A 23880-nucleotide genomic window follows, 5' to 3' on the forward strand; every position below is an offset into this window, starting at 1 on the left:
GCATTCAACTTTTACCTGCAAGGACACCCCATGCCCAACGTAGCTGTGCTGATCGACGCCGACAATGTGTCGCCCGCCTGGATAGAAGACGTGCTGGAAGAAGCCGGCAAGCTGGGCGTGCTGGCGCTCAAGCGCGTGTACGGCGACTTCAGCCGCCACGACAAGGCCTGGCGCGACTTGTGCGCGCGCTTTGCCATCCACCCCATCCAGCAGTTTCCCAACACCAAGGGCAAGAACGCGTCCGATATCACGCTGGTGATCGACGCCATGGATATGCTGCACTCCGGCCGCTACCAGAGCTTTTGCCTGATCTCCAGCGACAGCGACTTTTCGCGCCTCGCCACCCGCCTGCGCGAAGACGGGCTGGAAGTGTGGGGCTTTGGCGAGGAGAAAACCCCGGCCGCCTTCGTCAACGCCTGCAGCAAGTTCGTGTACGTGGAGGTGCTGGCGCTGGCTGATGAGGCGGCCAAAGCAGACGATGCCGGTGGCAAAGAGGAGGCCGCCAGCAGTGGCAAGGCGGCGCAAGCCAGCCGCGTGCTGCGCCCGCTGGATAAGAAGCTGCGTGCGCAGTTCCAGAAGGGCATCGAAAGCATGGACGACGACGAAGGCTGGGCCGACCTGGGCGGCGTTGGCAGCCTGCTGGGGCAGTGGATGCCGGACTTCGACCCGCGCAACTACGGCTTTGCCAAGCTATCCGACCTGGTGGTGAAATCCGGCTGGTTCGAGGTGCACAAGGCCAGCAGCGGCCGTGGCGGCGTGTCCATCCGCCTGAAGCCCGGCAACGGCGGCGGCCGCAAGGGCGGGCGCGGGTAAGTGGCCTGACGGTGTGCGGCCAACGTTGGCCGCAGCAGCCTGCTTGCAGTGGTAACATCAGCCCATTGCCTGTTACCGATTTCGCCATGATCCAGACCGATAACCTGATCGGCGGCGCACCCGAGCGCCGCATCGTCACCCCGCAACGTGCTTCCGAGCAGGAAGAGGCGCTGGAGCGCGCGCTGCGCCCCAAGCTACTGGACGAGTACGTGGGCCAGAAAAAGGCACGCGAACAGCTGGAAATCTTCATTGAGGCGGCCAAGAAGCGTGGCGAAGCGCTGGACCACGTGCTGCTGTTCGGCCCGCCGGGCCTGGGCAAGACCACGCTGGCGCACATCGTGGCACGCGAAATGGGCGTCAATCTGCGCCAGACCAGCGGCCCGGTGCTGGAACGCGCCGGCGACCTGGCGGCGCTGCTGACCAATCTGGAACCGCACGACGTGCTGTTCATCGACGAAATCCACCGCCTCAGCCCGGTGGTGGAGGAGATCCTCTACCCGGCGCTGGAGGACTACCAGATCGACATCATGATCGGCGAAGGCCCGGCCGCGCGTTCGGTGAAGATCGACCTGCCGCCGTTCACGCTGATCGGCGCCACCACCCGCGCCGGCATGCTGACCAACCCGCTGCGCGACCGATTCGGCATCGTGGCGCGGCTGGAGTTTTACAACGCCGAGGAGCTGACGCGCATCGTCACCCGCTCGGCCGGTCTGCTGAACGTGGAGTTGGCCGACGACGGCGCCTTCGAGGTGGCCCGCCGCAGCCGCGGCACGCCGCGTATTGCCAACCGCCTGCTGCGCCGGGTGCGCGATTACGCGGAGGTGCGCGCCAACGGTGTGGTCAGCGCCGAGGTGGCCGACGCCGCGCTGGCGATGCTGGACGTGGACCCGGCCGGCCTGGACGTGATGGACCGCAAATTGCTTCAGGCCATTCTGGACAAGTTCGGTGGCGGGCCGGTGGGGCTGGACAACGTGGCAGCGGCCATTGGCGAATCCACCGACACCATCGAAGACGTGATCGAACCCTATCTGATCCAGCAAGGCTATCTGCAGCGCACACCGCGGGGCCGGATGGCCACGGCACTGGCGTACACGCACTTTGGCCTGCCGATGAAAGACTGAGCATGAAGTTGAAACTGATCATCAAGACCGGCGAACCCGGCAGCCCGGTGCGCGACCACCGCGGCCGTTTCGAAGACTGGATCGTGCGCGAAATGGGCGAGACGCCGGGCAGCTGGCAGGTGGTCTGGGTGGCGGCGGGCGAGACGCTGCCGCCGGTAGAGCGCGTGGCCGGCGCGGTGATCACCGGCTCGCTGGCGATGGTCAGCGACCGTTTGCCGTGGAGCGAGGCGACGGCGGCGTGGCTGCGCCAGGCGCACGCGGCGCAGCTGCCGCTGCTGGGCATCTGTTACGGTCACCAGCTGCTGGCGCACGCACTGGGCGGCGAGGTCGGTTATCACCCGCAGGGGCCGGAAGTGGGCTCGGTGCATATCCGGCGCCACGAGCACGCCGCGGCCGACCCGTTGCTGGGCGAGCTGCCACCGCGTTTTGCCGCTAACGCCTTTCACTGGCAGACAGTGCTGAAGCTGCCGCCGGGGGCCATTCCGCTGGCCAGCAACGATTGGGAGCCGCACCACGCCTTCCGCCTGGGCAATAGCTGGGGCCTGCAGTTCCACCCCGAGTTCGACGCCGAAGCCACGCGGCAGTTGATCCACGTGGCCGCCCCGGCGCTGGAACGCGACGGCCTGCAGCCACAGCAGTTGGCCGCAGCGGTTTGCCCCACGCCGGAGGCCGCTGCACTGCTGCGCCGCTTTGCTACTTTGCTGGTACAGCCTGCCTAGGCGTAGAATGCCGGCTAGCCGCCATGCGGCATAATCAAAAGGGAGAAACCATGTTCTACGCCTTGCTTATTGTCACCTTGGCGGTGGCGCTGTTGACCTCGGTATTGGTGGCGCGCTTTTTCAGCGACGCCGTGCTGAAGATCCTCAAAAGCATCATCGGGCCTGACCTGGCCGACGCCTGGCGCAAGTACATGAGTTTCGCCATCGTGGTGGTGGGGGTGTCTGGTGGTGTCAGTACCTACGAAATCCAGAAATACCTGCAAAACGGCCGCGAGCAGGTGATGGAACTGAACGGCCCGCGCTGGACCATCGAAATATACCGTACCGTTATCGACACCTTGTCGCAGATTTCCTGGGTGATGCTGCTGTTTTTCCTGTGCGCGATGGTGGCCTACGTCATCATGCGCGTGGCCGAAAGCAGCCGCGAGCAACGCCGTTCCTCGCAGCGTGACGACGACGCCGCCTGAGCCGTCAGCCGGTCTGCTACCCGCTAACCCCGTTTGCCGTGCAAACGGGGTTTTGTTTTGGCCCGAGCGCCCCGATTTCAGCCATCCGGCCCTGCCTCCGCAGGCAGCCGGCACCGATGACCTGCCTTTGTTCTGGAGCCTGCCATGCAACTGCGCCTGATTCTGGGCGACCAGCTTAACGCTGCCCACAGCTGGTACCGCGAACGCCGCGACGACGTGGTGTACGTGCTGATGGAAACGCGCAGCGAAACCGACTACGTGCGCCACCACGCGCAAAAGGTGCTGGCCGTATTTGCCGCCATGCGCCGCTTTGCCGAGGCGCTGCAGGCGGCCGGCCACCGCGTGCATTACCTGCGCATTGGCGATGCGGCCAACCAGCACGATTTTGCCGCCAACCTGGCGTGGCTGGCCGCGCACTATGGCGCCAGCAGTCTGGCCTGCCAGCTGGCCGACGAACGCCGTGTTGATGCGCTGCTGGCCGCGTTGCCGCAGCAGGTGGGCCTGCCGCTGACGCAGGTGGACAGCGAGCATTTCTATACCACTCGTGACGAGGCGGCGCGGCTGTTCGGCAGCAAGGGCTGGCGCATGGAAACCTTCTACCGGCGCATGCGGCAGCAGCACGGCGTGCTGCTGGACGCTGCCGGCAAGCCGGAAGGCGGGCAGTGGAACTACGACGCGGCCAACCGCGAGCCGTACCGTGGCGAGGTGGCGCTGGCGCCGTGGCCGTTTGCCGCCCATGACCTGGGCGCGCTGTGGCAGGAGATTGTCGAGGCCGGTGTGCAGACGCTGGGCGAGCCGCAGGCCGGGGCGCTGCCGTGGCCGCTGACACGGCGCGAGGCACGGGCCTGGCTGGCCGATTTTCTGCAGCACCGCTTGCGTCACTTTGGCCGCTACCAGGACGCGCTGGTGCACGGCGAGGCTTGGCTGTTCCACAGCGGGCTGAGCTTTGCGCTGAACAGCAAGATGCTGTCGCCGCACGAAGTGGTGCAGGCGGCGGAAGCGGCCTGGCGCAGCGACCCGACGCTGCCGCTGGCCAGCGTGGAGGGCTTCATCCGCCAGATTCTGGGCTGGCGCGAGTACGTGCGCGGCGTGTACTGGGCGCGGCCGGACTTTGGCAGCGTCAACGCCTTGCAGCACCAGCGGCCGTTGCCGCGCTGGTTCTGGAGCGGCGACACCGGCATGGCCTGCGTGGCACAGGCGGTGCAAGGCAGCCTGCAACACGCTTACGCCCACCACATCCAGCGCTTGATGGTAACCGGCAATATCGCGCTGCTGCTGGGTTGCCACCCGGATGAAGTAGACGCTTGGTACCTGGGCATCTATATCGATGCCTTCGAGTGGGTGGAGCAGCCCAATACGCGCGGTATGAGCCAGTGGGCCGACGGCGGCTTCATGGCCAGCAAGCCGTACGTGTCGGGCGGTGCGTACCTGGCGCGCATGGGCGACCACTGCGCGCAGTGCCGCTACGCGGTAAAGCAAAAAACCGGCCCTGGTGCCTGCCCGTTCAACAGCCTGTACTGGCACTTTCTGGCGCGACACGACGCCAAGCTCGCGGCCAACCCTCGGCTGGCGATGCCGTACGCCAGCTGGCGCAAGATGGACGAGGGCGCCCGCCAGGCCTTATTGGCGCAGGCCGAGGCCTATCTGCAGGACGTGGACAGCCTGTAGCGCCCGCCATGAAAAATGCCGCCCCCCGCAAGGGGGACGGCATCAGGGTTGGCCGCAACCACCGCCGTTTGGCGCTTACAGCGTCACCATATTGTCTCTGTGTACCAGCTCCGGCTCTACCAGATAGCCCAGCACGCCTTCGATGTCGCAGGTGGCCTTGCGCATGATCAGCCGCGCTTCTTCCGAGCTGTAGTTCACCAGCCCGCGCGCCACTTCCAGACCCTGCTCGTCCACGCAGGCCACGGCGTCGCCGCGCAGGAAGCTGCCCTCTACCGCGATAACGCCGATCGGCAGCAGGCTGGTGCCTTTTTCGCGTACCGCCAGCGCGGCGCCGGCGTCCAGTACCAGCTTGCCGGACAGCTGCAGGTGGTCGGCCAGCCACTGCTTGCGCGCCGCCAGGCGGGTGGTGGGCGCATTCAGCTGGGTGCCGATGCCTTCACCGTCGGCCAGGCGCGACAGCACGCTGGCTTCGCGGCCGCTGGCAATCACGGTGGCGGCACCGCTGCGCGCCGCGCGCTTGGCAGCGATGATCTTGGTGTACATGCCGCCGGTGCCCACGCTGGAGCCGGCGCCGCCGGCCATGGCTTCCAGCGCCGGGTTGCCGGCTTCGGCTTCGTGGATGAACTCGGCGTCGGGGTGTTTGCGCGGGTCGGCACTGTACAGGCCACGCTGGTCGGTGAGGATGACCAGCGCGTCGGCTTCGATCAGGTTGGTGACCAGCGCGCCCAGCGTGTCGTTATCGCCAAAGCGGATCTCGCTGGTGACCACGGTGTCGTTCTCGTTGATGATGGGTACCACGCCCAGCGTCAGCAGGGTGGACAGCGTGGTGCGGGCGTTCAGGTAACGCAGGCGGTCGGACAGGTCTTCGTGGGTCAGCAGCACCTGGGCAGTTTGCAGGCCGTACTCGCGAAATGCGCTTTCATACGCCTGGCACAGGCCCATCTGGCCGACGGCGGCGGCGGCTTGCAGCTCGTGTACGGCTTTCGGGCGCTTGGCCCAGCCCAGACGCTGGCAGCCTTCGGCAATGGCACCACTGGAAACCAGCACCACCTGCTTGCCACGGCGGCGCAGTTCGGCGATCTCGGCGGCCCAGCGCGCCAGCGCGCCGTGGTCCAGGCCTTTGCCGTCGTTGGTTACCAGGCTGGAGCCTACTTTCACCACGATACGCGTGGCGGTATGAATCACCGATTGCATCCGTACTGCTTCCTGTTCGACAAAAAACGGAGTATCAGTGTAACGCATTCCGCGGCGATGGTGCGGCGCGTCAGAAGGCGCTGCTGGGCTGGAATTCCACGAACTGGTAGTAGGCGGTCTGGGCATCCAGTGCGGTCAGGCGCACCAGCTGTTCGCCATGGCGGGTCAGCAGGCGGAATTCGCGCAGTTTCTGGTAGGGGCGGCCGGCCAGTACCAGCATGGGCTGGCGATTGCTACCGGTCGGTGGTGACAGCAGCAGCGCCATCTGGAACTGGTCGTTGGGGTGGGTGATGACCGGCATCACCATCACCGCCTCCGGTAACGGGCCCAGTTGTTCCAGCCCGCATTCGGCTTCCATGCCTTCGCCGCGCAGGTTGACCCAGCGCACGCTGGCCAGATGCCAGGCTTTGCCTGGTACACGCAACATGGCCAGTTCGCCGGTGCGCAGCGGGTGGTAGTGCGATTCGCCGCGCAGCAACATGCCGCCGGCGCTGAGGTTGAGCATGGTGATGTGCGAAGGCGCTGCCGGGAGCGGCCGCTGGAAGCGTGCCGGTGGTGCGGTGTCTTCGGCGCCCGGCGTGGCGGTATCGGCATGCGGCAGTGTCGGGTTGGCCGCCGTGTCGATGTCGGCCGGGGCGGGCAACGGAAAGTCCCAGCTGGCCTGGTTGGCAATAAACCAGCAGGTAGGCAGCAGGGTCACCAGCTCGACCGTTTGATGGCTGTCATGGCGCGGATAACGTCGTTGCGGCGCGCTTTGCCACTCCTGCATCAGGCGCAATACCCGCTGCAGCTCTTCTGCCAGCAGGGTGTCGTCACTGCGGTTCTGCAGCAGCCGCTGGAGGCTGAGCAGTTTTTCCAGTAGTTCTTGCTGCAGGTGCTGGGTATCCACAATCCAGAAAATATGTCCATGCCCAGGGGCTTCGCTGTAGAAGCGGGGCGGGCCGTCTTGTTCGCTACGGTAGGCGAAAGCACCGTGTCGCTCTGGCAGCCGGTCTACCTGTACCAGATGCAGACATTTGGCGTATTTGCGGATCAGCAGCAGCGTGTAGTCGATCAGTGCCGGCTCCATGCGGTTGCACGAGGTCATGCCCAGCAACAGCAGCTGACGGTATAGCGAGCCGACGCTGTCTTCTTTTTCGCTCAGTGCCTTGCTCTCCCAGCCTTGTTCCAGCGCATACAGGAAAATCTGGTGGCAATCGCGCCAGAAGCCTGGCGGTGCTGTGGTGTAGGTGCGGGCGTACAGCAAGGCCAGTTGGCGCGCGCTGAGCATGGTGAGGTTCAGCGCCTCGACTTTGTGGCGGTCCAGCGCAAACAGCCCGTGTTCGTGGCTGCGGTCGAGCAGCACACGCTTGAAACCGTTGTGGATCAGGATGGACAGGTGCTGTGCCAGCAAGGCAGCACGACGGGCACGGCTGTGGCTGGTGAGCTCGCCGGGGCGTGCTTCGGCCTCTAGCACTGGCAGCAAGCGGTCTTGCGCTTGCAGGTACAGGCGCAACAGTTGCAGCCGGCTGGACGGTGGCAGCTTGATGCAGTTCAACTGTGCCAGCGCGTCCCGTATCAGCTGCGCACAGTCGAATGGCTGGGTGTAGGGCAGGTGTTGCAGCCAGGCGTCCAGTTGATCGGGGTCGCACATCACCATGACCGGGTCAAGGTGAGGTGCGTGTAGCGACAGGTTGAGCATTGCATCTAGTCAATATGAATATGCAGGCAAGTATATAAAATCTGGCAGTAGCAAGGCCATGACTATCTACGGCAGTGCCGTCTCTTTACCACAGCCCGGGCTTGTGCCTGCGGCCAACTCGTTCAGTGTGGCCAGGCTGGCTTGTACCAGTTGCAACATCTGTGCCTCCTTGATGATGTAAGGCGGCATGAAGTACACCGTTTTGCCGATCGGGCGCACCAGACAGCCGCGTGCCAGCATGGCCTGGAAGAAGGCGACGGCAAAGTCGCTGCGCGGGCTGTCTACATCAAAGGCCCAGATCATGCCCTGGTGCCGGAAATGCCTCACTGCCGGGTGGGCGGCGAGCGGTGCCAGGACCTGGCTGAAGCGTTCGGCGGTGACACGGTTGCGGGCCAGCACGTTTTCATCGTCGAAAATGGCCAGTACTTCCAGCGCGGCACGGCAGGCCAGTGCGTTCCCGGTATAGCTGTGCGAGTGCAGAAAACCACGGGCGACGTCGTCGTCGTAGAACGCCTGGTACACGCTGTCGGTGGTGAGCACGCACGACAAGGGCAGGTAGCCGCCGGTGATGCCTTTGGACAGGCACAGGAAGTCTGGCGTGATGCCGGCTTGCTGGTAGGCAAACAGGGTGCCGGTACGGCCGAAGCCGGCGGCGATTTCATCGGCAATCAGGTGTATCTGGTAGCGGTCACACAGCGCACGGGCTCGCTGCAGGTAGGCGGGATGGTACATCGCCATGCCGGCGGCGCCTTGTACCAGCGGCTCGACGATCAGCGCGGCAATCTGGCCGTGTTCGGCGGCCAGCAAGGCTGCCAGCGCGTCGGCAGCACGCAGCGCGTAGCCTTCGGCGCTTTCACCGTCTGCGGCCAACCTGGCGTCCGGGCTGGGCACGCGGAAGTTCTGTTGCAACAGCGGGGCATAGGTTTGCGAGAACAGCGGCACGTCGGTGACGGCCAGCGCACCCGCGGTTTCGCCGTGGTAGCTGTTTTCCAGGCTGACAAAGCGCTGCTTGCTGCCTTGCCCGTGGTTGCGCCAGTAATGGAAGCTCATCTTCAGCGCGATTTCGGTGGCGCTGGCGCCATCAGAGCCATAAAACGCGTGCCCAAGGCCGGACGCGGCTGCCAGCTTCTCGGACAGCTCTACCACCGGCTGCTGGGTAAAACCGGCCAGGATCACGTGCTCCAGCGTATCCAGCTGGTCCTTGATGGCTTGCTTGATGCGCGGATGGTTATGGCCGAACAGGTTTACCCACCAGGAGCTGACGGCATCGATATAGCGCTTGCCGTCAAAATCTTCTAGCCAGATGCCATCTGCCCGGGCAATGGGGACGATGGGCAGGGTTTCATGGCGTTTCATCTGGGTACACGGGTGCCATACAGCGGCGCGGCTGCGGGCCAGCCATTGATCGTTGTGCGAGGTCATGACGAATCCGGCAAAGACAGGAATGCCGGATGCTACCACGCCCGCTCCATGGCGCCGGAAGTGACGAAAATTGTCAGTACAGGCGCAAGATGGTCACGCATTGCGGCAAGCGCATCGTGATAGCAGCGGAATTCGGTGCTGGCACGCCATTTGCATTTACCCCGCCACGACTAACCCGGAAGCAATGCTCCCTCATCATGCACAGTGGCAACAGGCAAAGTGGCTTTACCCTTATCGAGCTGATGATCGTGGTTGCCATCATCGGCATCCTGGCCGCCATCGCCATCCCGGCTTATCAGGATTACACCCGCCGTGCCTATATCAGCGAAGCACTGGTTGCCGCCAGCGCCGCCAAAGTGGCGATGGAGGAGTACCATGCTACCAATAATGTCTGGCCGGCCACCAATGCCAGCGCTGGCATTGCCGATGCCACTGCCAGTCGTGGCAGCAGTATCGCCAGGCTGGAGATCCAGGCTTCCGGTAACGTCAGCATGATCAATATCGAACTCAGCAGCAAGGTCGCATCGGGTGCGCATGTGTGGCTGGTGCCGCAGGAGAACACCTCGGGTGCTTACCGCTGGGTGTGCAGTGGCGACAGCGACCTAGCGAGAGTACTACCGTCCAACTGCCGAGAATAAGCTTACCCACCCGGCCACATGGCCAACTTGATTACAACCATGGAGTGTTCACTATGAAACGCGTACAGCAAGGTTTTACCCTGATCGAACTGATGATTGTGGTCGCCATCATCGGTATTCTGGCTGCCATTGCTATTCCGGCTTACCAGGATTACACCCGCCGTGCCCACGTGTCGGAAGGCCTGAACCTGGCAGCAGCAGCCAAGACCGCTGTAACCGAGTTTTTCTCGACCAATAATGCTTGGCCGGCAAATAATGCCTCCGCTGGCTTGGCTGCCTCCGGCAGTATCACTGGCAATGCTGTTAGTGCTGTCAATGTAAACGCTTCGCAAATCACCATTACTTACAATAATCGTGTTTCTGATGGTGCTACCTTGGTACTGCAAGGTACCGTTAGCGGTGGTTCGATTACTTGGGCTTGCACTGACGGTACTATTGCCTCCAATATCCGCCCGACCAACTGCCGCTAAGCCGTCATTTGCTTAGCTGAGTTGTCCCAATAAGGGGGTGTTTATCACCCCCTTTTTTATTGCGAGTCAGCATGTTGCGTCATCCGCTTACCCTGGCACTGGTGTGTATCTTTGCTTTGCCATTCTTCAACTTTGCCCGCTACAGCCCGCTGCAAGACTGGTGGACCAATGCCATAACGCTGGGTTTCATCAGTAGCGGGCTACTGATTGCCGCCTGGCGCTTGCGCGGGCAGTCCGGCCGCACCGTGCAAACAGTGTGGTTTCTGCCGGCATTCCTGTTGTGGTGGCTATTGCTGTGGGCGGGTAGCCTGCTGCGCTATCAATGGCAGCAAGCCGGCATGCTGCCGTTTGAATTGTTCGGCCTGCTGTTGGCGGCACTGGGTGCAGTGTTACTGGCGCATGAACAGCAGCGCCTTGGCCGCTCGCAACTGGTGACCGCCATTGCCTGGTCGATACTGTTGGGGGCGGCGCTGCAGGCGCTGATCGGTACCAGCCAGATGGCGGGCCTGGCGCCGCAGTCCAATGGCTGGCTGTTGTCCAGCGGTATGGAGATCATGGGCAATATCGGCCAGCGCAACCAGTTTGCCCATGTACTTACCTGGGGCATGCTGGCCGCTGCCTATCTGTATTCGCAACGGCGCTTGCCTGCGTGGCTGACTATTGCGTTGTGCCTTTACCTGTCGTTGCTATCGGCCTGGTCTGGCGGGCGTCTGCCTTTGGCTTACGCTGCCGCCATTGCGGTACTGGGTGTGTTGATGCGCGCCCGTCTGCCGCAGTCGGGTATTGGCAAGGCACTGCTATGGGCTGCGGCCAGCATTCTGTTGTTTCAGTTCACTGGCAAGTATCTGGCGCAGTGGCTGTTCGCGGTCGATATCGGCTCAGGGCTGGACCGCCTTAACGACGCCGGTTTTGGCGCCCGCCGCCGGGTGGAGTGGGACAAATGCTGGCAGATTGTTACTACCTATCCGTGGCTGGGCACGGGTGTTGGCGGCTATGCCTACCAGTCGGTATGGCTGGAAGCGTTTGGCGGCTATGGCCGGGTACCGGAAAGCAGTCTGTTTACCCATAGCCATAATCTGGTGACCCAGCTGCTGGCCGAGACTGGCGTACCGGCTACTTTGCTGGCGGCTGCCGTCGTCAGCTATTGCCTGTGGCCGTACCTGAAGCGGGAAAATGCCAGCGCAGAAAATGCCTTCTTGCTGGGTATGGCGGCTGTGACGCTGGGGCATTCGATGTTCGAATACCCGTTGTGGTACCTGCCGTTCAGTTTTGCGTTCTTTACCATCCTGGCGCTGTCGCCGCGCCCGCCGCTCACGCTGGCGTTACGAGCGTCGATGCGCCGGACTGGCGCGCTGATACTCGGCGTGGCAGGTTTGCTGTATGTGGTGCACGGCGCCAGCGTGTTTGGTTTGCTAACCGAAAGCCAGCAACCTTCGCGTGACATCAAGATCAACCAGCAGCGTATTGAAGGCCTGATCGATTTGTCGGCCAACCCGTTCTGGCGTTTCGAGGCCGAGCTGATGCTCAGCAACTATCTGGTGCCCACCAAGCAGCAACTGGCCATCAAGCTGCAGCATCATGAAGCGCTGGTGGCTTACCGGCCGTACCCTACCTTGCTGTGCAAGACGGCCATCATGCAGCAGTGGTCTGGTCGGTCGCAGGCAGCAGAAGACAGCTTGCGCATGCTATTGGCGGCGTATCCGAATATGGCGGCCAACTGTGCGGTGATGATCGCATCGCGCAACGATGCCCGCTTGCAAGGCCTGCTGGGCACGGTATCGACGGCGGCCTTGACTTTACAGCAACAAGGGGAGGCCGCCGTGGCAGCGCAAGCCGTCGCCGGGGTAGCACTGCGTCCTCCACGTCTGCCACAGTTGCCGGAATAGGGCTTTGCCGTCAGGTGAGGGTCTGGGCTATGCTTGCCGCTTTGCTCATATTGCCGGGCGTATCCGATGCATGTCCCTTTGCTTGATCATTCCAGACGTCTGACCTTCGCCGCCGGCTTGCTGGCGGCGATTGCCATTTTCCCGTTCCTGTCGCGTTTCCACTTTCTGCCTTTGCCGCAGTGGTGGGGTGAAATCACCGTTGTCATGCTCGCTGCGTTGGCCATGCTACTGCTACCGGCTCGTGCCATGCCTTGGCCCCGTAGCAGCCTGTGGCTGATGCTGATGGCGGCTGTGTGGTCACTGCAGCCGTGGTTTGTCAGCCTGCATTTCCCCGGCCTTAATCAAGCCACCGCACTGGCTTTTGTTTCGCTATCGGTACTGGCACTGGCAGTTGCGCGCTGGCGTAGCCAGGCAGGGAGCGAAGCCGTGATCACTACCCTGGCCAAAGCCTTGCTGATCGGCACGCTACTGCAGTCGCTGATCGGCTTGGCTCAGGTCACCGGTCTGGCTGCGGCGATGGGCGGTGTGCTGTTTTACGATAGTAGCCACCCCACTACCAATGTGTTCGGCCATATCGGCCAGCGCAACCAGTACGCGCACTATCTGACCTGGGGGGTGATCGCGGCCGCCTGGCTGCTGGCCAGCGGCCAGCTGGCGCGGCGCTGGGGCTGGGCTGCCATTGCCTGGCTGGCATTGTCGATTGCTTTTGCCGGTTCACGTACCGTGTTGCTGTATACGGTTGCTATCTTGTTGCTGGCTGCATGGTGGCACTGGCGTCTGCGCAGGCCTCAAACCTGGCAGCTGCTCAAGATCGTGGCTTTGGCGATGGCAATTATGGTGGCCATGCAGTTTGCGCTGCCGCTGACCGAAAAATTGCTGGCGCCATTGCTGCACGGCCCGGTAGCGGCCAGCGGCTTGGAAAGGTTGGCCGCTAACAGCGATGGTATGGGCGCACGCCGGCTTGCAGAGTGGGGTAAAGCCTGGATCGTGTTTACCGAACAGCCATGGTTCGGTATTGGCTGGTATCAGTACGCTTCGGAAAGCGTACGCTTGCAGATGCTGCCGCAGTTTGCCAATGCGGGCGTCAATAGTGGATTGTTTGCCAACGCGCACAACCTCGTTTTCCAGTTACTGGCCGAGATGGGTTTGCTTGGCACCTTGTGTGCGCTGCTGGGTTTCTTATGGGCGGCCTGGCCGTACTTTGGCCGTCGGGTCGAAGTGGTGCACCTGATCCCGCTGGCTATCATGGCGGTGACGATGATTCACAGCATGCTGGAATACCCGCTGTGGTATCTGTACTTTCCTGCCGTGCTGGTGATGATGCTGACCTTGGCGCCGGAAACCGATGCCCCCGAGCATGGCTGGCTGATGCCGGTTTATGCCTTGCTGGCCATTGTATTGCTGGTGTTGGCCGCTTATGGCAGCTTGCGCTATCGCGAAATGCAGGGTTTGTACTACCCCACCAGTCAGCGCCAGCAACAGCGTCTGGAGCAGATCATCCGTCACGAACCGATGTTCGCTTCTCACGCTTTGGGTCTGTTGGACGATGTGATCAGGCCAAGCAGCAGCAGTCTGAAGACACAGCGTCACTGGCTGGAAAAAATGGCTGCCTTCCGCCCCTACCCGGATGTGTTGCGTCGCAAAGCGCAGATGGAGGCACTGGCAGGCGAATACGACAAAGCTGCGCATACCTTCAGTCTGGCGCTGGCCTCGTTCCCCACTTATGCGCCTGATTTTCTGGCGGAGCTGGATGAAGACGAACCGGCCTGGGCCGGGTTGCGCCAGCAGGCACAGCAAGCGGTGGATAAACTGCCACCACAGTATCGTTGAATATGCACATAAAAAAAGCCACCGCACGGCGGTGGCTTTTTTGCGATCAGCACGCCTAAGCGTCGATGACGACGCCGTGGCTCAGCGCGGCCTTCATTTTGCCCAGCGCCTTGGCTTCAATCTGGCGGATGCGCTCGGCGGACACGCCAAACTCGGCGGCAAGATCGTGCAAGGTGGCGCCGCCATCATCGGCCAGCCAGCGCGCTTCGATGATGCGGCGGCTGCGGGCGTCCAGGCTGGCAAGCGCGTGCTCGATACCCTCGCTTTGCAGGCTATCCAATGCCTGGCGTTCGATGGCACGGGTAGGCTCGTGGTGGCTGTCGGCCAGCCAGTCGATCGGGGCAAAGCCCTCGTCGTCGCCATCGTCGGCCAGTAGTGCCACATCTTGTCCGCTCATGCGCGTTTCCATTTCGCGCACTTCTTCCGCTTTCACGCCTAGCTGTTCGGCAATGTCTTGGGCTTCTTTTTCCGACAGTGCAGAAAAGCCCTGCTTCATGCTACGCAGGTTGAAGAACAGCTTGCGCTGCGGCTTGGTGGTGGCAATGCGCACCAGGCGCCAGTTGCGCAGGATGAATTCGTGGATTTCGGCCTTGATCCAGTGCACGGCAAACGAGAACAGACGCACGCCGCGGGTGGGTTCAAAGCGTTTTACCGCCTTCATCAGGCCGATATTGCCTTCCTGGATCAGGTCGGCTTGTGGCAGGCCATAACCAGCGTAACCGCGGGCGATGGATACCACCACGCGCAGGTGCGACAGCACCAGACGCTTGGCTGCTTCCAGGTCGCCGTCGTGCTGCTGGCGCTTGGCAAGCTCGAACTCTTCTTCCGGCGTCAGCATCGGAATGCTGTTCACGGTCTGGATGTACTGTTCCAGGCTACCGTTGGCGGAGAGTACTGGCAAAGCAATCGTGGTCATACGCGGATTATCCTCATGGAAACCTGAGCTGATCTTAGCACTCTCGTTATGAGAGTGCCAGAACAGCACAGGTTCCCGGTGATGGCATTTTTAAATCGGGGTGATAGCAATTAACGGGCGCGCAGCCGGCGCAGATGGTGGTCTGCGGCCAACCTGGCACCGATGATGCCCAGGGCGATGGTGGCACCGACCAGCAGCAGTAACTCCTGCGCCGTCAGGCTGCGCAGCAGGATGCGTTCGTTATACAGCTGGGCAAAACCGTCCAGTGCTGGCGCTGCCTGCGCCACGAATACACTGCACAGCGCCCAGCACAGCAGCGTGCTGAGCACACCCTGCCAGACGGCGTAGTACATGAACGGCCGGCGGATGAAACTGTCGGTGGCGCCGATCAGTTTGGCCACTTCGATCTCCTCCTGCCGCGCCAGGATCTCCATGCGGATGCTGTTATGGGTAATCAGCATCAGCGCCAGGCCAAAGCTGATGCCCAGGAACCACGCCAGTTGCATGGCCAGCTCCAGCAAACCGTGCAGGCGTTTGGCCCAGGCCGCGTCAAACTGCGCTTGCTCGACCATCGGCAGCCCGGAAAGCTCGCGCTGCAGCATTTCCAGCGCTTCAGGCGGGGCGTCCGCTTTAGGCTGGACGATGAAGGCATCGGGCAGCGGGTTGCTGCCCAGACCTTCGCCAATCCCGCTCATGCCGCTGCGCTGTTCCAGTTGCTGCAAGGCCTGCTGCTTGGAGACAAAGCTGAAGCCGGCCACTTTAGGGTGGGTTTGCAGGCTGGCTTGTACCGCCGCCAGGTCAGCCTGCTCGGCCGACAGTTCCATGAACAGCGTGATTTGCGGGGTGGCGGTCAGCTTGCCGACCCAGCTTTGTACGCTGCTGGCGCCCAGATACAGCGATACCGGCAGCGACAGGGCAATGGCCAGCATCAGCAGGTTCAGCAGGCTACCCACCGGCTGGCGCAGCATTTTCAGCAGGGCCAGGCGGGCATCCTGCCAGTGCAGGTAGAAATAGTGTTTCATGATGCGAACTGGCCCTCGCGCAAGCGGATGATGCGGCGACCGTAGTCTTCCATCAGGGTTTCGTCGTGGGCCGATACGATCACGGTGACGCCGACCTGGTGGAACGATTTGAACAGTTCCATGATGTCCAGCGCGTAGGCGCGGTCCAGGTTGGCTGACGGCTCGTCAGCCAGCAGGATGCTGGGGCGATGCACGACGGCGCGGGCAATGCACAGGCGTTGCTGTTCACCGCCGGACAGGCGCACCGGCATCACCTTTTCCTTGCCCAGCAAACCCACCTTGTCCAGCGCGGCGCGTACCCGCTTGGCCGCCTCACGGCGATCAAAGCCGATGATGTCCAGCGGCAGCATCACGTTATCGAATACATTGCGGTCGAACAGGATCTTGTGGTCCTGGAACACGATCCCGATGTGCTGGCGGACATAAGGCAACTGGCTGGCGCGCAGTTTACTGAGGTTCTGGTCGTTCACCAGCACGCTGCCGCTGGTGGCGCGCTCGATGCCGCTAATCAGCTTCAGCAGCGTGCTCTTGCCGGCGCCGGAGTGGCCGGCCAGAAACAGCATCTCGCCACTGTCGATGGTAAACGACAGGTTTTTCAGCGCTTCATGGCCGCCGGGGTAGCGTTTGCTTACCTGTTCAAACTGGATCATTGCTGCATCCTGTGACAGTCAGAGGTTGGCCGCAGGCGCGGCATCAATCAAACAGGGCATCGATGTACGGGCCTGCCTGGAACGGGCGCAGGTCATCGATGGTTTCGCCGACACCGATAAAGCGCAGCGGTACCGGGCGCTGTTTGGCGATGGCAGCAATCACGCCACCCTTGGCGGTGCCGTCCAGCTTGGTCAGTACCAGGCCGGTCAGGCCCAGTGCATCGTCAAAGGCGATGACCTGGTTGATGGCGTTTTGGCCGATATTGGCATCCAGCACCAGCATCACCTCGTGCGGGCCATCCGGAATGGCCTTCTGGATCACGCGCTTCACCTTCTTGATTTCTTCCATCAGGTGCAGCTGGGTCGGCAAGCGGCCGGCTGTATCGGCCAGCACGATGTCGATCCCGCGGGCGGTGGCTGCCTGGATGGCGTCGAAACAGACGGCAGCGGCATCGCCGCTTTGCTGCGCGATGACGGTCACGTTGTTGCGTTCACCCCAGGCCATCAGCTGTTCGCGCGCGGCAGCACGGAACGTATCACCTGCGGCCAGCAGCACGCTCTTGCCCTGGCTTTGGTAGTACTTGGCCAGCTTGCCGATGGAGGTGGTTTTGCCGGCGCCGTTGACGCCCACCATCATGATGACAAAGGGCTTCTTGGTGCTAACATCCAGCGGCTGCTCCAGCGGGTTGATCAGTTCGCCCAGCGAGTCCTTCAGCGCCCCTTTCAGCTCTGCCGAATCTTTCAGTCCGCCCAGGCTGACACGGTTACGCACGTCTTTCAGCAAGTGGTTGGTAGCGTCTACGCCCATATCGGCGGTAAGTAGTACGGTTTCCAGCTCTTCGTACAGGTCTTCATCGATCTGGCCGCCACCAAACAGCGAGGCCAGTTGCTTGCCCAGCTTGTCGCGGGTTTTGGACAAGCCGGCTTTCAGTCGCTCGGTCCAGCTGAGTTTGCGCTCAGGCGCTTGCGACGGCGCGGTGGTGGCAGCGTCCACTGCAGGGGCCGTGGTTAGCGGTGTTGGGTTGTCTTGTGGCGCGGCAGCGCTTTCCGGTACTGCTGGCTGGGCAACCTGCTCGGCCGGGGGAGTTTTTTTCTTGAAGAAGCTGAACATGCTTATTGAATCTGCGCACAAAAGAAAGCCAGATTGTAGCCTTAAAACGGGCTGTTACGCTGCCTTGAAACAGCATTCGCCTACAAACTCCTGCAATGTATATATAAGGAATGCGCTGCGCTGTGAAGAAGCAGGACGGCGAAGCGGGGACAGGGTAGAATTCTGCCCTTGAATTCAGGAGGATGCATGACGCAGCAGCGCAACAAGGTCAGAATCATTGCCGGCAAATACCGACGCCGGCTGCTGGATGTGCCCGAGGCGGAAGGGCTGCGGCCAACCCCGGACCGGGTACGCGAGACCTTATTCAACTGGCTGGGTCAGGAGCTGCACGGCAAGAGCTGCCTGGATTTGTTTGCCGGCAGCGGTGCGCTGGGCTTCGAAGCGGCCTCGCGCGAGGCGCGGCGCGTGGTGCTGGTAGAGAAGTCGCGTGGCGTGGCGGAGGTTTTGCGTAAAAACCGGCAACTGTTGGGGGCCAGCGAAATCGATATCCAGTCACAGGATGCACTGCTTTACCTGAAGCACTGCCGCCACTGTTTCGATATCGTCTTCGTTGACCCGCCGTATCAGCTAGCGCTGCAGCAGCAGGTGCTGGCCATGTTGCCGCCATTGCTCGCCCCGGGGGCGGTGGTATACGTGGAAACGCCGGCACCGGCGGAATTTGCCGGCTGGCAGGTGCTACGTGCGATGAGGGCGGGCAAGGTGCACTCCTGGTTGCTACAGCCGGAGCCTGCCGTATAAGGATATAACCCTGCGAACTTGCTACTGCGCGGGGTGAGTGACAGAATTCACTATGTGAAATACCTGAGGAAATTACTATGGCTTTGATCATTACCGACGAATGCATCAACTGCGACGTCTGTGAACCGGAATGCCCGAACAATGCGATCTCGCAGGGCGAAGAGATCTACCAGATCGATCCTAACCTGTGCACCCAGTGTGTTGGCCACTACGACGAGCCGCAGTGTCAGCAAGTCTGTCCGGTAGATTGCATTCCGCTGGATCCGGATCGCCCGGAAACCCAGGAAGAGCTGCATCAGAAGTACCTGGTGATTACCGGTAAGGCCTGATGTAAGTGACTGATTTGCCACAGAGCCCCGCGTCATGCGGGGCTTTTGTTTGGAAAATTGAAAAAAAATCGGCAAAAGCTGTTGACGTGCCTGCAAGGTGTCTATACTATTCGGGCTTCTTCACGGGGGGATTCCCGAGCGGTCAAAGGGATCAGACTGTAAATCTGACGGCTCTGCCTTCGAAGGTTCGAATCCTTCTCCCCCCACCAGTTGCTATGTATCTTGGCGGCGATGGTGAAGTCGCTCGGATCGTAGGCGGGTGTAGCTCAATGGTAGAGCAGAAGCCTTCCAAGCTTACGACGAGGGTTCGATTCCCTTCACCCGCTCCAGGTTGCTGTAGATTATTGTTGTGTGAAGCTCATGTAGCTCAGGGGTAGAGCACTCCCTTGGTAAGGGAGAGGTCGGCGGTTCAATTCCGCCCATGAGCACCATCAATTTTAAACTTTATTCGTATTCAGGGAATTTGCCATGGCTAAGGAAAAGTTTGAGCGGACCAAGCCGCACGTAAACGTTGGCACCATCGGTCACGTAGACCATGGTAAAACCACTCTGACCGCTGCTATCACCACCATTCTGTCCAAGAAATTTGGTGGCGAAGCTAAAGATTACTCCCAGATCGACAGCGCGCCGGAAGAAAAAGCTCGTGGTATTACCATTAATACCGCTCACGTAGAATACGAAACTGCTACCCGCCACTACGCTCACGTAGACTGCCCGGGTCACGCCGACTACGTAAAAAACATGATTACCGGTGCTGCCCAGATGGACGGCGCTATCCTGGTATGTTCCGCTGCTGACGGCCCGATGCCGCAAACTCGCGAACACATCCTGCTGTCCCGCCAAGTAGGCGTACCGTACATCATCGTCTTCCTGAACAAGGCTGACCTGGTGGACGACGCTGAGCTGCTGGAACTGGTTGAAATGGAAGTGCGCGATCTGCTGTCTTCCTACGACTTCCCGGGCGATGACACCCCGATCGTTACCGGTTCCGCTCGTCTGGCACTGGAAGGCGACCAATCCGAATACGGCGAGCCGGCAATCTTCCGCCTGGCTGATGCTCTGGATTCCTACATCCCGACTCCGGAGCGTGCTATCGACAAGCCGTTCCTGCTGCCGATCGAAGACGTGTTCTCGATCTCTGGTCGTGGTACTGTAGTTACCGGTCGTGTTGAGCGCGGTATCGTTAAAGTCGGCGAAGAGCTGGAAATCGTTGGTCTGAAAAACACCGTTAAGACCACTTGCACCGGCGTGGAAATGTTCCGCAAGCTGCTGGATCAAGGTCAGGCTGGTGACAACGTAGGCGTGCTGCTGCGTGGCACCAAGCGTGAAGACGTAGAGCGTGGTCAGGTTCTGGCCAAGCCGGGTTCCATTACCCCGCACACCAAGTTTGCTGCTTCGGTATACGTACTGAGCAAAGAAGAAGGTGGTCGTCACACTCCGTTCTTCGCTAACTACCGTCCGCAGTTCTACTTCCGTACTACTGACGTGACTGGCGCTGTTGGCCTGTCCGAAGGTGTGGAAATGGTTATGCCGGGTGACAACGTAGAAATCACCGTAGAACTGATCGCTCCGATCGCTATGGAAGAAGGTCTGCGTTTCGCGATCCGTGAAGGCGGCCGCACTGTTGGCGCCGGCGTAGTAGCCAAGATTATTGCTTGATAAAGGTTTTAGGCCAGTAGCTCAATTGGTAGAGTATCGGTCTCCAAAACCGAGGGTTGGGGGTTCGAGACCCTCCTGGCCTGCCAAATAAGACTAACCGGCGTTTACGCCGGTTAGTCTTTTCACGTATATGCAACGCGAGAATTCATATGGAAATGCAAGATAAGCTCAAGCTGGGTCTGGTTGGCCTGCTGGTGGCTGCTGGCGTGGTTGGCTTCTATCTGTTGCCGGAAACCCAGACCGTGCTGCGCGTCCTGGTGTTTGTGGCGTCCGTTGCTGCGGGTGCTGCGGTATTCTGGTTCTCTGCCCCGGGCCGTGAATTTGTTGCCTATGCGCAAGAATCGCTGGTGGAGGCGCGCAAGGTAGTGTGGCCTTCCCGCAAGGAAACCACGCAAATGACCATGATGGTGTTTGTGTTCGTTTTTGTTCTTGCCTTGTTTATGTGGCTGGTTGACTCGTCCTTGTCCTGGCTCTTCTATGATGTACTGCTTCGTCGGGGTTGATAATGGCTAAACGTTGGTATGTTGTGCATGCTTACTCGGGTTTCGAGAAGAGCGTGCAAAAAGCGTTGAGAGAGCGTATCGAGCGCGAGAGCATGCAGGATCTTTTCGGCCAGGTGTTGGTGCCGGTGGAAGAGGTTGTGGATGTGAAGAACGGCAAGCGCTCCATTTCTGAGCGCAAGTTCTTCCCGGGTTATGTGCTGGTCGAGATGGAAATGACCGACGACACCTGGCACTTGGTCAAGAGCACGCCGAAAGTAACCGGCTTTGTGGGTGGTACGGCCAACCGTCCGGCACCCATTTCCGCCAAGGAAGTGGAATCCATCATGCAGCAAATGCAGGATGGCGTAGAGAAGCCGAAGCCGAAAGTACTGTTTGAAGTGGGCGAGCGCGTTCGTGTCAATGAGGGTCCGTTCACCGATTTCAATGGTACGGTCGACGAGGTGAATTACGAGCGCAACAAACTGCGCGTTTCGGTGCAGATTTTTGGTCGCGATACGCCGGTCGAGCTGGAATTTTCGCAAGTCGAGAAGCTGTAATACTTGTTTTTTTTGAAGCGCTTAGATATACTCTTGCGCTTCGTGTGGGGAGCGTTGCACGTCGCAATGCGTTATACCCGAATTTAGGAGCTCTAACGTGGCTAAGAAAATTGTTGGCTATATCAAGCTGCAAGTTGCGGCTGGTAAAGCAAACCCGTCGCCGCCGATCGGTCCGGCACTGGGTCAGCGTGGTCTGAACATCATGGAATTCTGCAAGGCCTTCAATGCCCAGACTCAGGGCATGGAGCCGGGCATGCCGATTCCGGTTGTGATCACCGCTTACGCAGACAAATCCTTCACCTTCACCATGAAGACGCCGCCGGCGACCTTCCTGCTGAAGAAAGCTGCTGGTATCAAATCCGGTTCTTCCAAGGCTCACGTCGACAAGGTTGGCAAGGTAACCCGCGCCCAACTGGAAGAAATCGCCAAGACCAAGCAAGCTGACCTGACCGCTGCTGACCTGGATGCTGCCGTGCGCACCATCGCCGGTTCCGCTCGTTCCATGGGTCTTGAAGTGGAGGGTGTGTAAATGGCTAAGCTGTCCAAGCGCGTACAAGCCCTGAAAGCACAAGTAGATCGCAACAAACTGTACGGCGTTGACGAAGCGCTGAACATGGTTAAAGCGGCTGCTACTGCAAAATTTGACGAATCCATCGACATCGCCGTAAATCTGGGTGTTGATCCGCGTAAATCCGACCAGGTTGTACGTGGTTCCGTGGTTCTGCCGCGCGGTACCGGTAAATCCGTACGCGTTGCTGTATTTGCTCAAGGCGCCAACGCCGAAGCCGCCAAGGCTGCCGGTGCTGAAGTTGTCGGTTTTGACGACTTGGCCGAGCAAGTTAAAGCCGGCAACCTGGACTTCGACGTAGTTATCGCTTCCCCGGATGCAATGCGCGTTGTAGGTCAACTGGGTCAGATCCTGGGTCCGCGTGGCCTGATGCCGAACCCGAAAGTGGGCACTGTTACCCCGAACGTTGCTGAAGCCGTGAAAAACGCTAAAGCCGGTCAGGTTCAGTACCGTACCGACAAGGCTGGTATCATCCACGCCACCATCGGTCGTGCTTCTTTCGAAGTTGAAGCCCTGCGCGACAACTTTGCTGCTCTGGTAGATGCCCTGGTGAAAGCCAAGCCGGCCGCTGCCAAGGGTCAGTACCTGAAGAAAATCGCCGTATCCAGCACCATGGGTGTTGGTGTACGCGTAGACGTTGCTGCTGCCCAGGCTTAATTGCCCGCAGTAGTACACAGGCTCATGTAGCTCAGGGGTAGAGCACTCCCTTGGTAAGGGAGAGGTCGGCGGTTCAATTCCGCCCATGAGCACCAAGCTTTGGGCTGGCTGCCTTCGGGTCGCCAGATTATCAAAGACCGTAGGTGTTTCGCGACTTAATGCCTGTAAAGGCGGCCTACGCAGATGGTGTACCCTTAGAAGGCTTTTCAACGTTTAAGCTCATGTAGCTCAGGGGTAGAGCACTCCCTTGGTAAGGGAGAGGTCGGCGGTTCAATTCCGCCCATGAGCACCATCCGTTTGTTATGTCTCCTGATTAGGTCGCCGCTGCAAAGAGGGGCAGGATAACCTGCTTCATTTCAGTCTAGGAGGTGGACCTTGAGTCTCAATATCGAAGATAAAAAGGCGGTCGTAGCTGAGGTATCTGCTCAACTGGTAGATGCTCAGACTCTCGTTATCGCTGAATATCGGGGCATCGAGGTTAGCAGCATGACCAAACTCCGCGCTAAGGCGCGTGAGAACGGTGTTTACCTGCGCGTTCTGAAGAACACGCTGGTACGCCGCGCGGTTGCTGGTACCCAGTTCGAAGCGCTGGCTGACCAAATGGTTGGCCCGCTGGTATACGGTGTATCCGCTGACCCGGTAGCTGCTGCCAAGGTGTTGCACCAGTTTGCCAAAGAAGATAACAAGATTGTTATCAAGGCAGGTTCCTACAACGGCAAAGTGCTGAACGCTGCCGAAGTAGCCGAACTGGCATCTATCCCGAGCCGCGAAGAGCTGCTGTCCAAGCTGCTGTTCGTTATGCAGGCTCCGGTATCCGGTTTTGCCCGTGCTCTGGCCGCTCTGGCAGAGAAAAAGCAAACCGAAGCCGCTTAATTCATTCGACACATACCGTATTCAGGAGTAATACAAATGGCTATCACTAAAGAAGATATCCTCGAAGCAGTTGCTGGTCTGACCGTAATGGAACTGAACGACCTGGTTAAAGCCTTCGAAGAAAAGTTCGGCGTTTCCGCTGCTGCTGTTGCCGTTGCTGGCCCGGCTGCTGGTGGCGCTGCTGCTGCTGAAGAAAAAACCGAGTTCGACGTTGTTCTGACCGCTGCTGGCGACAACAAAGTAAACGTGATCAAGGTAGTTCGTGCTATCACCGGTCTGGGCCTGAAAGAAGCCAAAGACCTGGTAGACGGCGCTCCGAAGAACGTGAAAGAAGGCGTGTCCAAAGCTGAAGCTGAAGACGTGCTGAAGCAACTGACCGAAGCCGGTGCTAAGGCTGAAGTAAAATAAT

25 protein-coding genes and 6 tRNA genes are annotated in these 23880 nt (G+C 60.5%); 24 read left to right on the forward strand and 7 right to left on the reverse strand.

The genetic code is table 11. The features are described 5' to 3' along the window. Positions 1–30 precede the first annotated feature (30 nt). The 5 genes from ACK4FZ_RS03640 to ACK4FZ_RS03660 all read left to right on the forward strand — a co-directional run bounded on the left by ACK4FZ_RS03640 (position 31) and on the right by ACK4FZ_RS03660 (position 4788). Positions 31–813 (forward strand): NYN domain-containing protein, encoded by a 783-nt coding sequence (locus ACK4FZ_RS03640; protein WP_409818336.1) that lies wholly within the window; start codon positions 31–33, stop codon positions 811–813. Positions 814–899: 86 nt separating this feature from the next. After that, complete coding sequence (gene ruvB / locus ACK4FZ_RS03645; RefSeq protein ID WP_144371065.1) at positions 900–1934, forward strand: Holliday junction branch migration DNA helicase RuvB; 1035 nt, start codon at positions 900–902, stop codon at positions 1932–1934. A gap of 2 nt (positions 1935–1936) precedes the next feature. Continuing rightward, positions 1937–2653 (forward strand): glutamine amidotransferase, encoded by a 717-nt coding sequence (locus ACK4FZ_RS03650; RefSeq protein ID WP_409818337.1) that lies wholly within the window; start codon positions 1937–1939, stop codon positions 2651–2653. Between the two features lie 50 nt (positions 2654–2703). After that, positions 2704–3120 carry a hypothetical protein gene (locus ACK4FZ_RS03655; RefSeq protein WP_409818338.1) on the forward strand — a complete coding sequence of 139 codons (417 nt, stop codon included), beginning with the start codon at positions 2704–2706 and terminating at the stop codon, positions 3118–3120. Between the two features lie 144 nt (positions 3121–3264). After that, the gene (locus ACK4FZ_RS03660; protein WP_409818339.1) at positions 3265–4788 is read left to right on the forward strand and encodes a cryptochrome/photolyase family protein; all 1524 of its coding nucleotides are present in this window, start codon (positions 3265–3267) and stop codon (positions 4786–4788) included. Between the two features lie 75 nt (positions 4789–4863). On the opposite strand, the gene proB is transcribed toward ACK4FZ_RS03660, so the two are convergent. The 3 genes from proB to bioA all read right to left on the reverse strand — a co-directional run bounded on the left by proB (position 4864) and on the right by bioA (position 9085). After that, positions 4864–5982, reverse strand: a complete 1119-nt coding sequence (gene proB / locus ACK4FZ_RS03665; protein WP_409818340.1) for a glutamate 5-kinase — start codon at positions 5980–5982, stop codon at positions 4864–4866. A 70-nt stretch (positions 5983–6052) separates the two neighbouring features. Continuing rightward, positions 6053–7615, reverse strand: a complete 1563-nt coding sequence (locus ACK4FZ_RS03670) for a hypothetical protein (protein WP_409818341.1) — start codon at positions 7613–7615, stop codon at positions 6053–6055. Between the two features lie 114 nt (positions 7616–7729). Continuing rightward, entirely contained in the window at positions 7730–9085 is a 1356-nt protein-coding gene (gene bioA, locus ACK4FZ_RS03675) for an adenosylmethionine--8-amino-7-oxononanoate transaminase (protein ID WP_409818342.1), read from the reverse strand. A gap of 197 nt (positions 9086–9282) precedes the next feature. On the opposite strand from bioA, the gene ACK4FZ_RS03680 reads away from it, so the two are divergent. The 4 genes from ACK4FZ_RS03680 to ACK4FZ_RS03695 all read left to right on the forward strand — a co-directional run bounded on the left by ACK4FZ_RS03680 (position 9283) and on the right by ACK4FZ_RS03695 (position 13909). Then, positions 9283–9723 carry a pilin gene (locus ACK4FZ_RS03680; RefSeq protein ID WP_409818343.1) on the forward strand — a complete coding sequence of 147 codons (441 nt, stop codon included), beginning with the start codon at positions 9283–9285 and terminating at the stop codon, positions 9721–9723. A gap of 53 nt (positions 9724–9776) precedes the next feature. Then, entirely contained in the window at positions 9777–10193 is a 417-nt protein-coding gene (locus ACK4FZ_RS03685; RefSeq protein WP_409818344.1) for a pilin, read from the forward strand. A gap of 71 nt (positions 10194–10264) precedes the next feature. Further along, positions 10265–12079 (forward strand): Wzy polymerase domain-containing protein, encoded by a 1815-nt coding sequence (locus ACK4FZ_RS03690; protein WP_409818345.1) that lies wholly within the window; start codon positions 10265–10267, stop codon positions 12077–12079. A 66-nt stretch (positions 12080–12145) separates the two neighbouring features. Further along, a complete protein-coding gene (locus ACK4FZ_RS03695) occupies positions 12146–13909 on the forward strand; it encodes a Wzy polymerase domain-containing protein (RefSeq protein WP_409818346.1) in 1764 nt (587 codons plus the stop codon). A gap of 55 nt (positions 13910–13964) precedes the next feature. On the opposite strand, the gene rpoH is transcribed toward ACK4FZ_RS03695, so the two are convergent. The 4 genes from rpoH to ftsY all read right to left on the reverse strand — a co-directional run bounded on the left by rpoH (position 13965) and on the right by ftsY (position 17608). Then, positions 13965–14825, reverse strand: coding sequence for an RNA polymerase sigma factor RpoH (gene rpoH / locus ACK4FZ_RS03700; RefSeq protein WP_409818347.1), 861 nt, complete (start codon positions 14823–14825; stop codon positions 13965–13967). Positions 14826–14935: 110 nt separating this feature from the next. After that, positions 14936–15847 carry a permease-like cell division protein FtsX gene (gene ftsX, locus ACK4FZ_RS03705; RefSeq protein ID WP_409818348.1) on the reverse strand — a complete coding sequence of 304 codons (912 nt, stop codon included), beginning with the start codon at positions 15845–15847 and terminating at the stop codon, positions 14936–14938. Then, positions 15844–16497 (reverse strand): cell division ATP-binding protein FtsE, encoded by a 654-nt coding sequence (gene ftsE / locus ACK4FZ_RS03710; protein ID WP_144371078.1) that lies wholly within the window; start codon positions 16495–16497, stop codon positions 15844–15846. Before ftsE ends, ftsX begins: the two co-directional genes overlap by 4 nt. Before the next feature lie 43 nt (positions 16498–16540). Beyond that, complete coding sequence (gene ftsY / locus ACK4FZ_RS03715) at positions 16541–17608, reverse strand: signal recognition particle-docking protein FtsY (RefSeq protein WP_409818349.1); 1068 nt, start codon at positions 17606–17608, stop codon at positions 16541–16543. Positions 17609–17794: 186 nt separating this feature from the next. Here ftsY and rsmD point away from each other — a divergent pair, with 186 nt between their 5' ends. From rsmD to rplL, 15 genes are all read left to right on the forward strand, one after another. Then, positions 17795–18346 (forward strand): 16S rRNA (guanine(966)-N(2))-methyltransferase RsmD, encoded by a 552-nt coding sequence (gene rsmD, locus ACK4FZ_RS03720; RefSeq protein ID WP_409818350.1) that lies wholly within the window; start codon positions 17795–17797, stop codon positions 18344–18346. A gap of 77 nt (positions 18347–18423) precedes the next feature. Then, positions 18424–18675: a YfhL family 4Fe-4S dicluster ferredoxin gene (locus ACK4FZ_RS03725; RefSeq protein ID WP_144371081.1), complete on the forward strand. Its 252-nt coding sequence runs from the start codon at positions 18424–18426 to the stop codon at positions 18673–18675. Between the two features lie 124 nt (positions 18676–18799). Beyond that, positions 18800–18884: transfer RNA gene (locus tag ACK4FZ_RS03730), tRNA-Tyr, on the forward strand. 46 nt (positions 18885–18930) lie between these two features. Then, a tRNA-Gly gene (locus ACK4FZ_RS03735) sits at positions 18931–19004 on the forward strand. A 27-nt stretch (positions 19005–19031) separates the two neighbouring features. Next, a tRNA-Thr gene (locus ACK4FZ_RS03740) sits at positions 19032–19106 on the forward strand. Positions 19107–19143: 37 nt separating this feature from the next. Continuing rightward, on the forward strand, positions 19144–20334 hold the full coding sequence (tuf, locus tag ACK4FZ_RS03745; protein WP_144372247.1) for an elongation factor Tu: 1191 nt from the start codon (positions 19144–19146) through the stop codon (positions 20332–20334). A 10-nt stretch (positions 20335–20344) separates the two neighbouring features. After that, positions 20345–20420, forward strand: a tRNA-Trp gene (locus tag ACK4FZ_RS03750). Between the two features lie 69 nt (positions 20421–20489). After that, entirely contained in the window at positions 20490–20837 is a 348-nt protein-coding gene (secE, locus tag ACK4FZ_RS03755; RefSeq protein WP_144371097.1) for a preprotein translocase subunit SecE, read from the forward strand. 2 nt (positions 20838–20839) lie between these two features. After that, on the forward strand, positions 20840–21373 hold the full coding sequence (nusG, locus tag ACK4FZ_RS03760) for a transcription termination/antitermination protein NusG (RefSeq protein ID WP_144371083.1): 534 nt from the start codon (positions 20840–20842) through the stop codon (positions 21371–21373). Positions 21374–21470: 97 nt separating this feature from the next. Next, complete coding sequence (rplK, locus tag ACK4FZ_RS03765) at positions 21471–21902, forward strand: 50S ribosomal protein L11 (RefSeq protein WP_144371084.1); 432 nt, start codon at positions 21471–21473, stop codon at positions 21900–21902. Continuing rightward, complete coding sequence (rplA, locus tag ACK4FZ_RS03770; protein WP_144371085.1) at positions 21903–22598, forward strand: 50S ribosomal protein L1; 696 nt, start codon at positions 21903–21905, stop codon at positions 22596–22598. A gap of 20 nt (positions 22599–22618) precedes the next feature. Further along, positions 22619–22693, forward strand: a tRNA-Thr gene (locus ACK4FZ_RS03775). Positions 22694–22815: 122 nt separating this feature from the next. After that, positions 22816–22890: transfer RNA gene (locus tag ACK4FZ_RS03780), tRNA-Thr, on the forward strand. Between the two features lie 83 nt (positions 22891–22973). After that, positions 22974–23471, forward strand: coding sequence for a 50S ribosomal protein L10 (rplJ, locus tag ACK4FZ_RS03785; protein WP_144372241.1), 498 nt, complete (start codon positions 22974–22976; stop codon positions 23469–23471). A gap of 36 nt (positions 23472–23507) precedes the next feature. Further along, positions 23508–23879 carry a 50S ribosomal protein L7/L12 gene (gene rplL / locus ACK4FZ_RS03790; protein ID WP_144372242.1) on the forward strand — a complete coding sequence of 124 codons (372 nt, stop codon included), beginning with the start codon at positions 23508–23510 and terminating at the stop codon, positions 23877–23879. Position 23880: the final 1 nt, after the last annotated feature.

The organism is Vogesella sp. (genome assembly GCF_046297735.1).
Taxonomy (GTDB): domain Bacteria; phylum Pseudomonadota; class Gammaproteobacteria; order Burkholderiales; family Chromobacteriaceae; genus Vogesella; species Vogesella urethralis.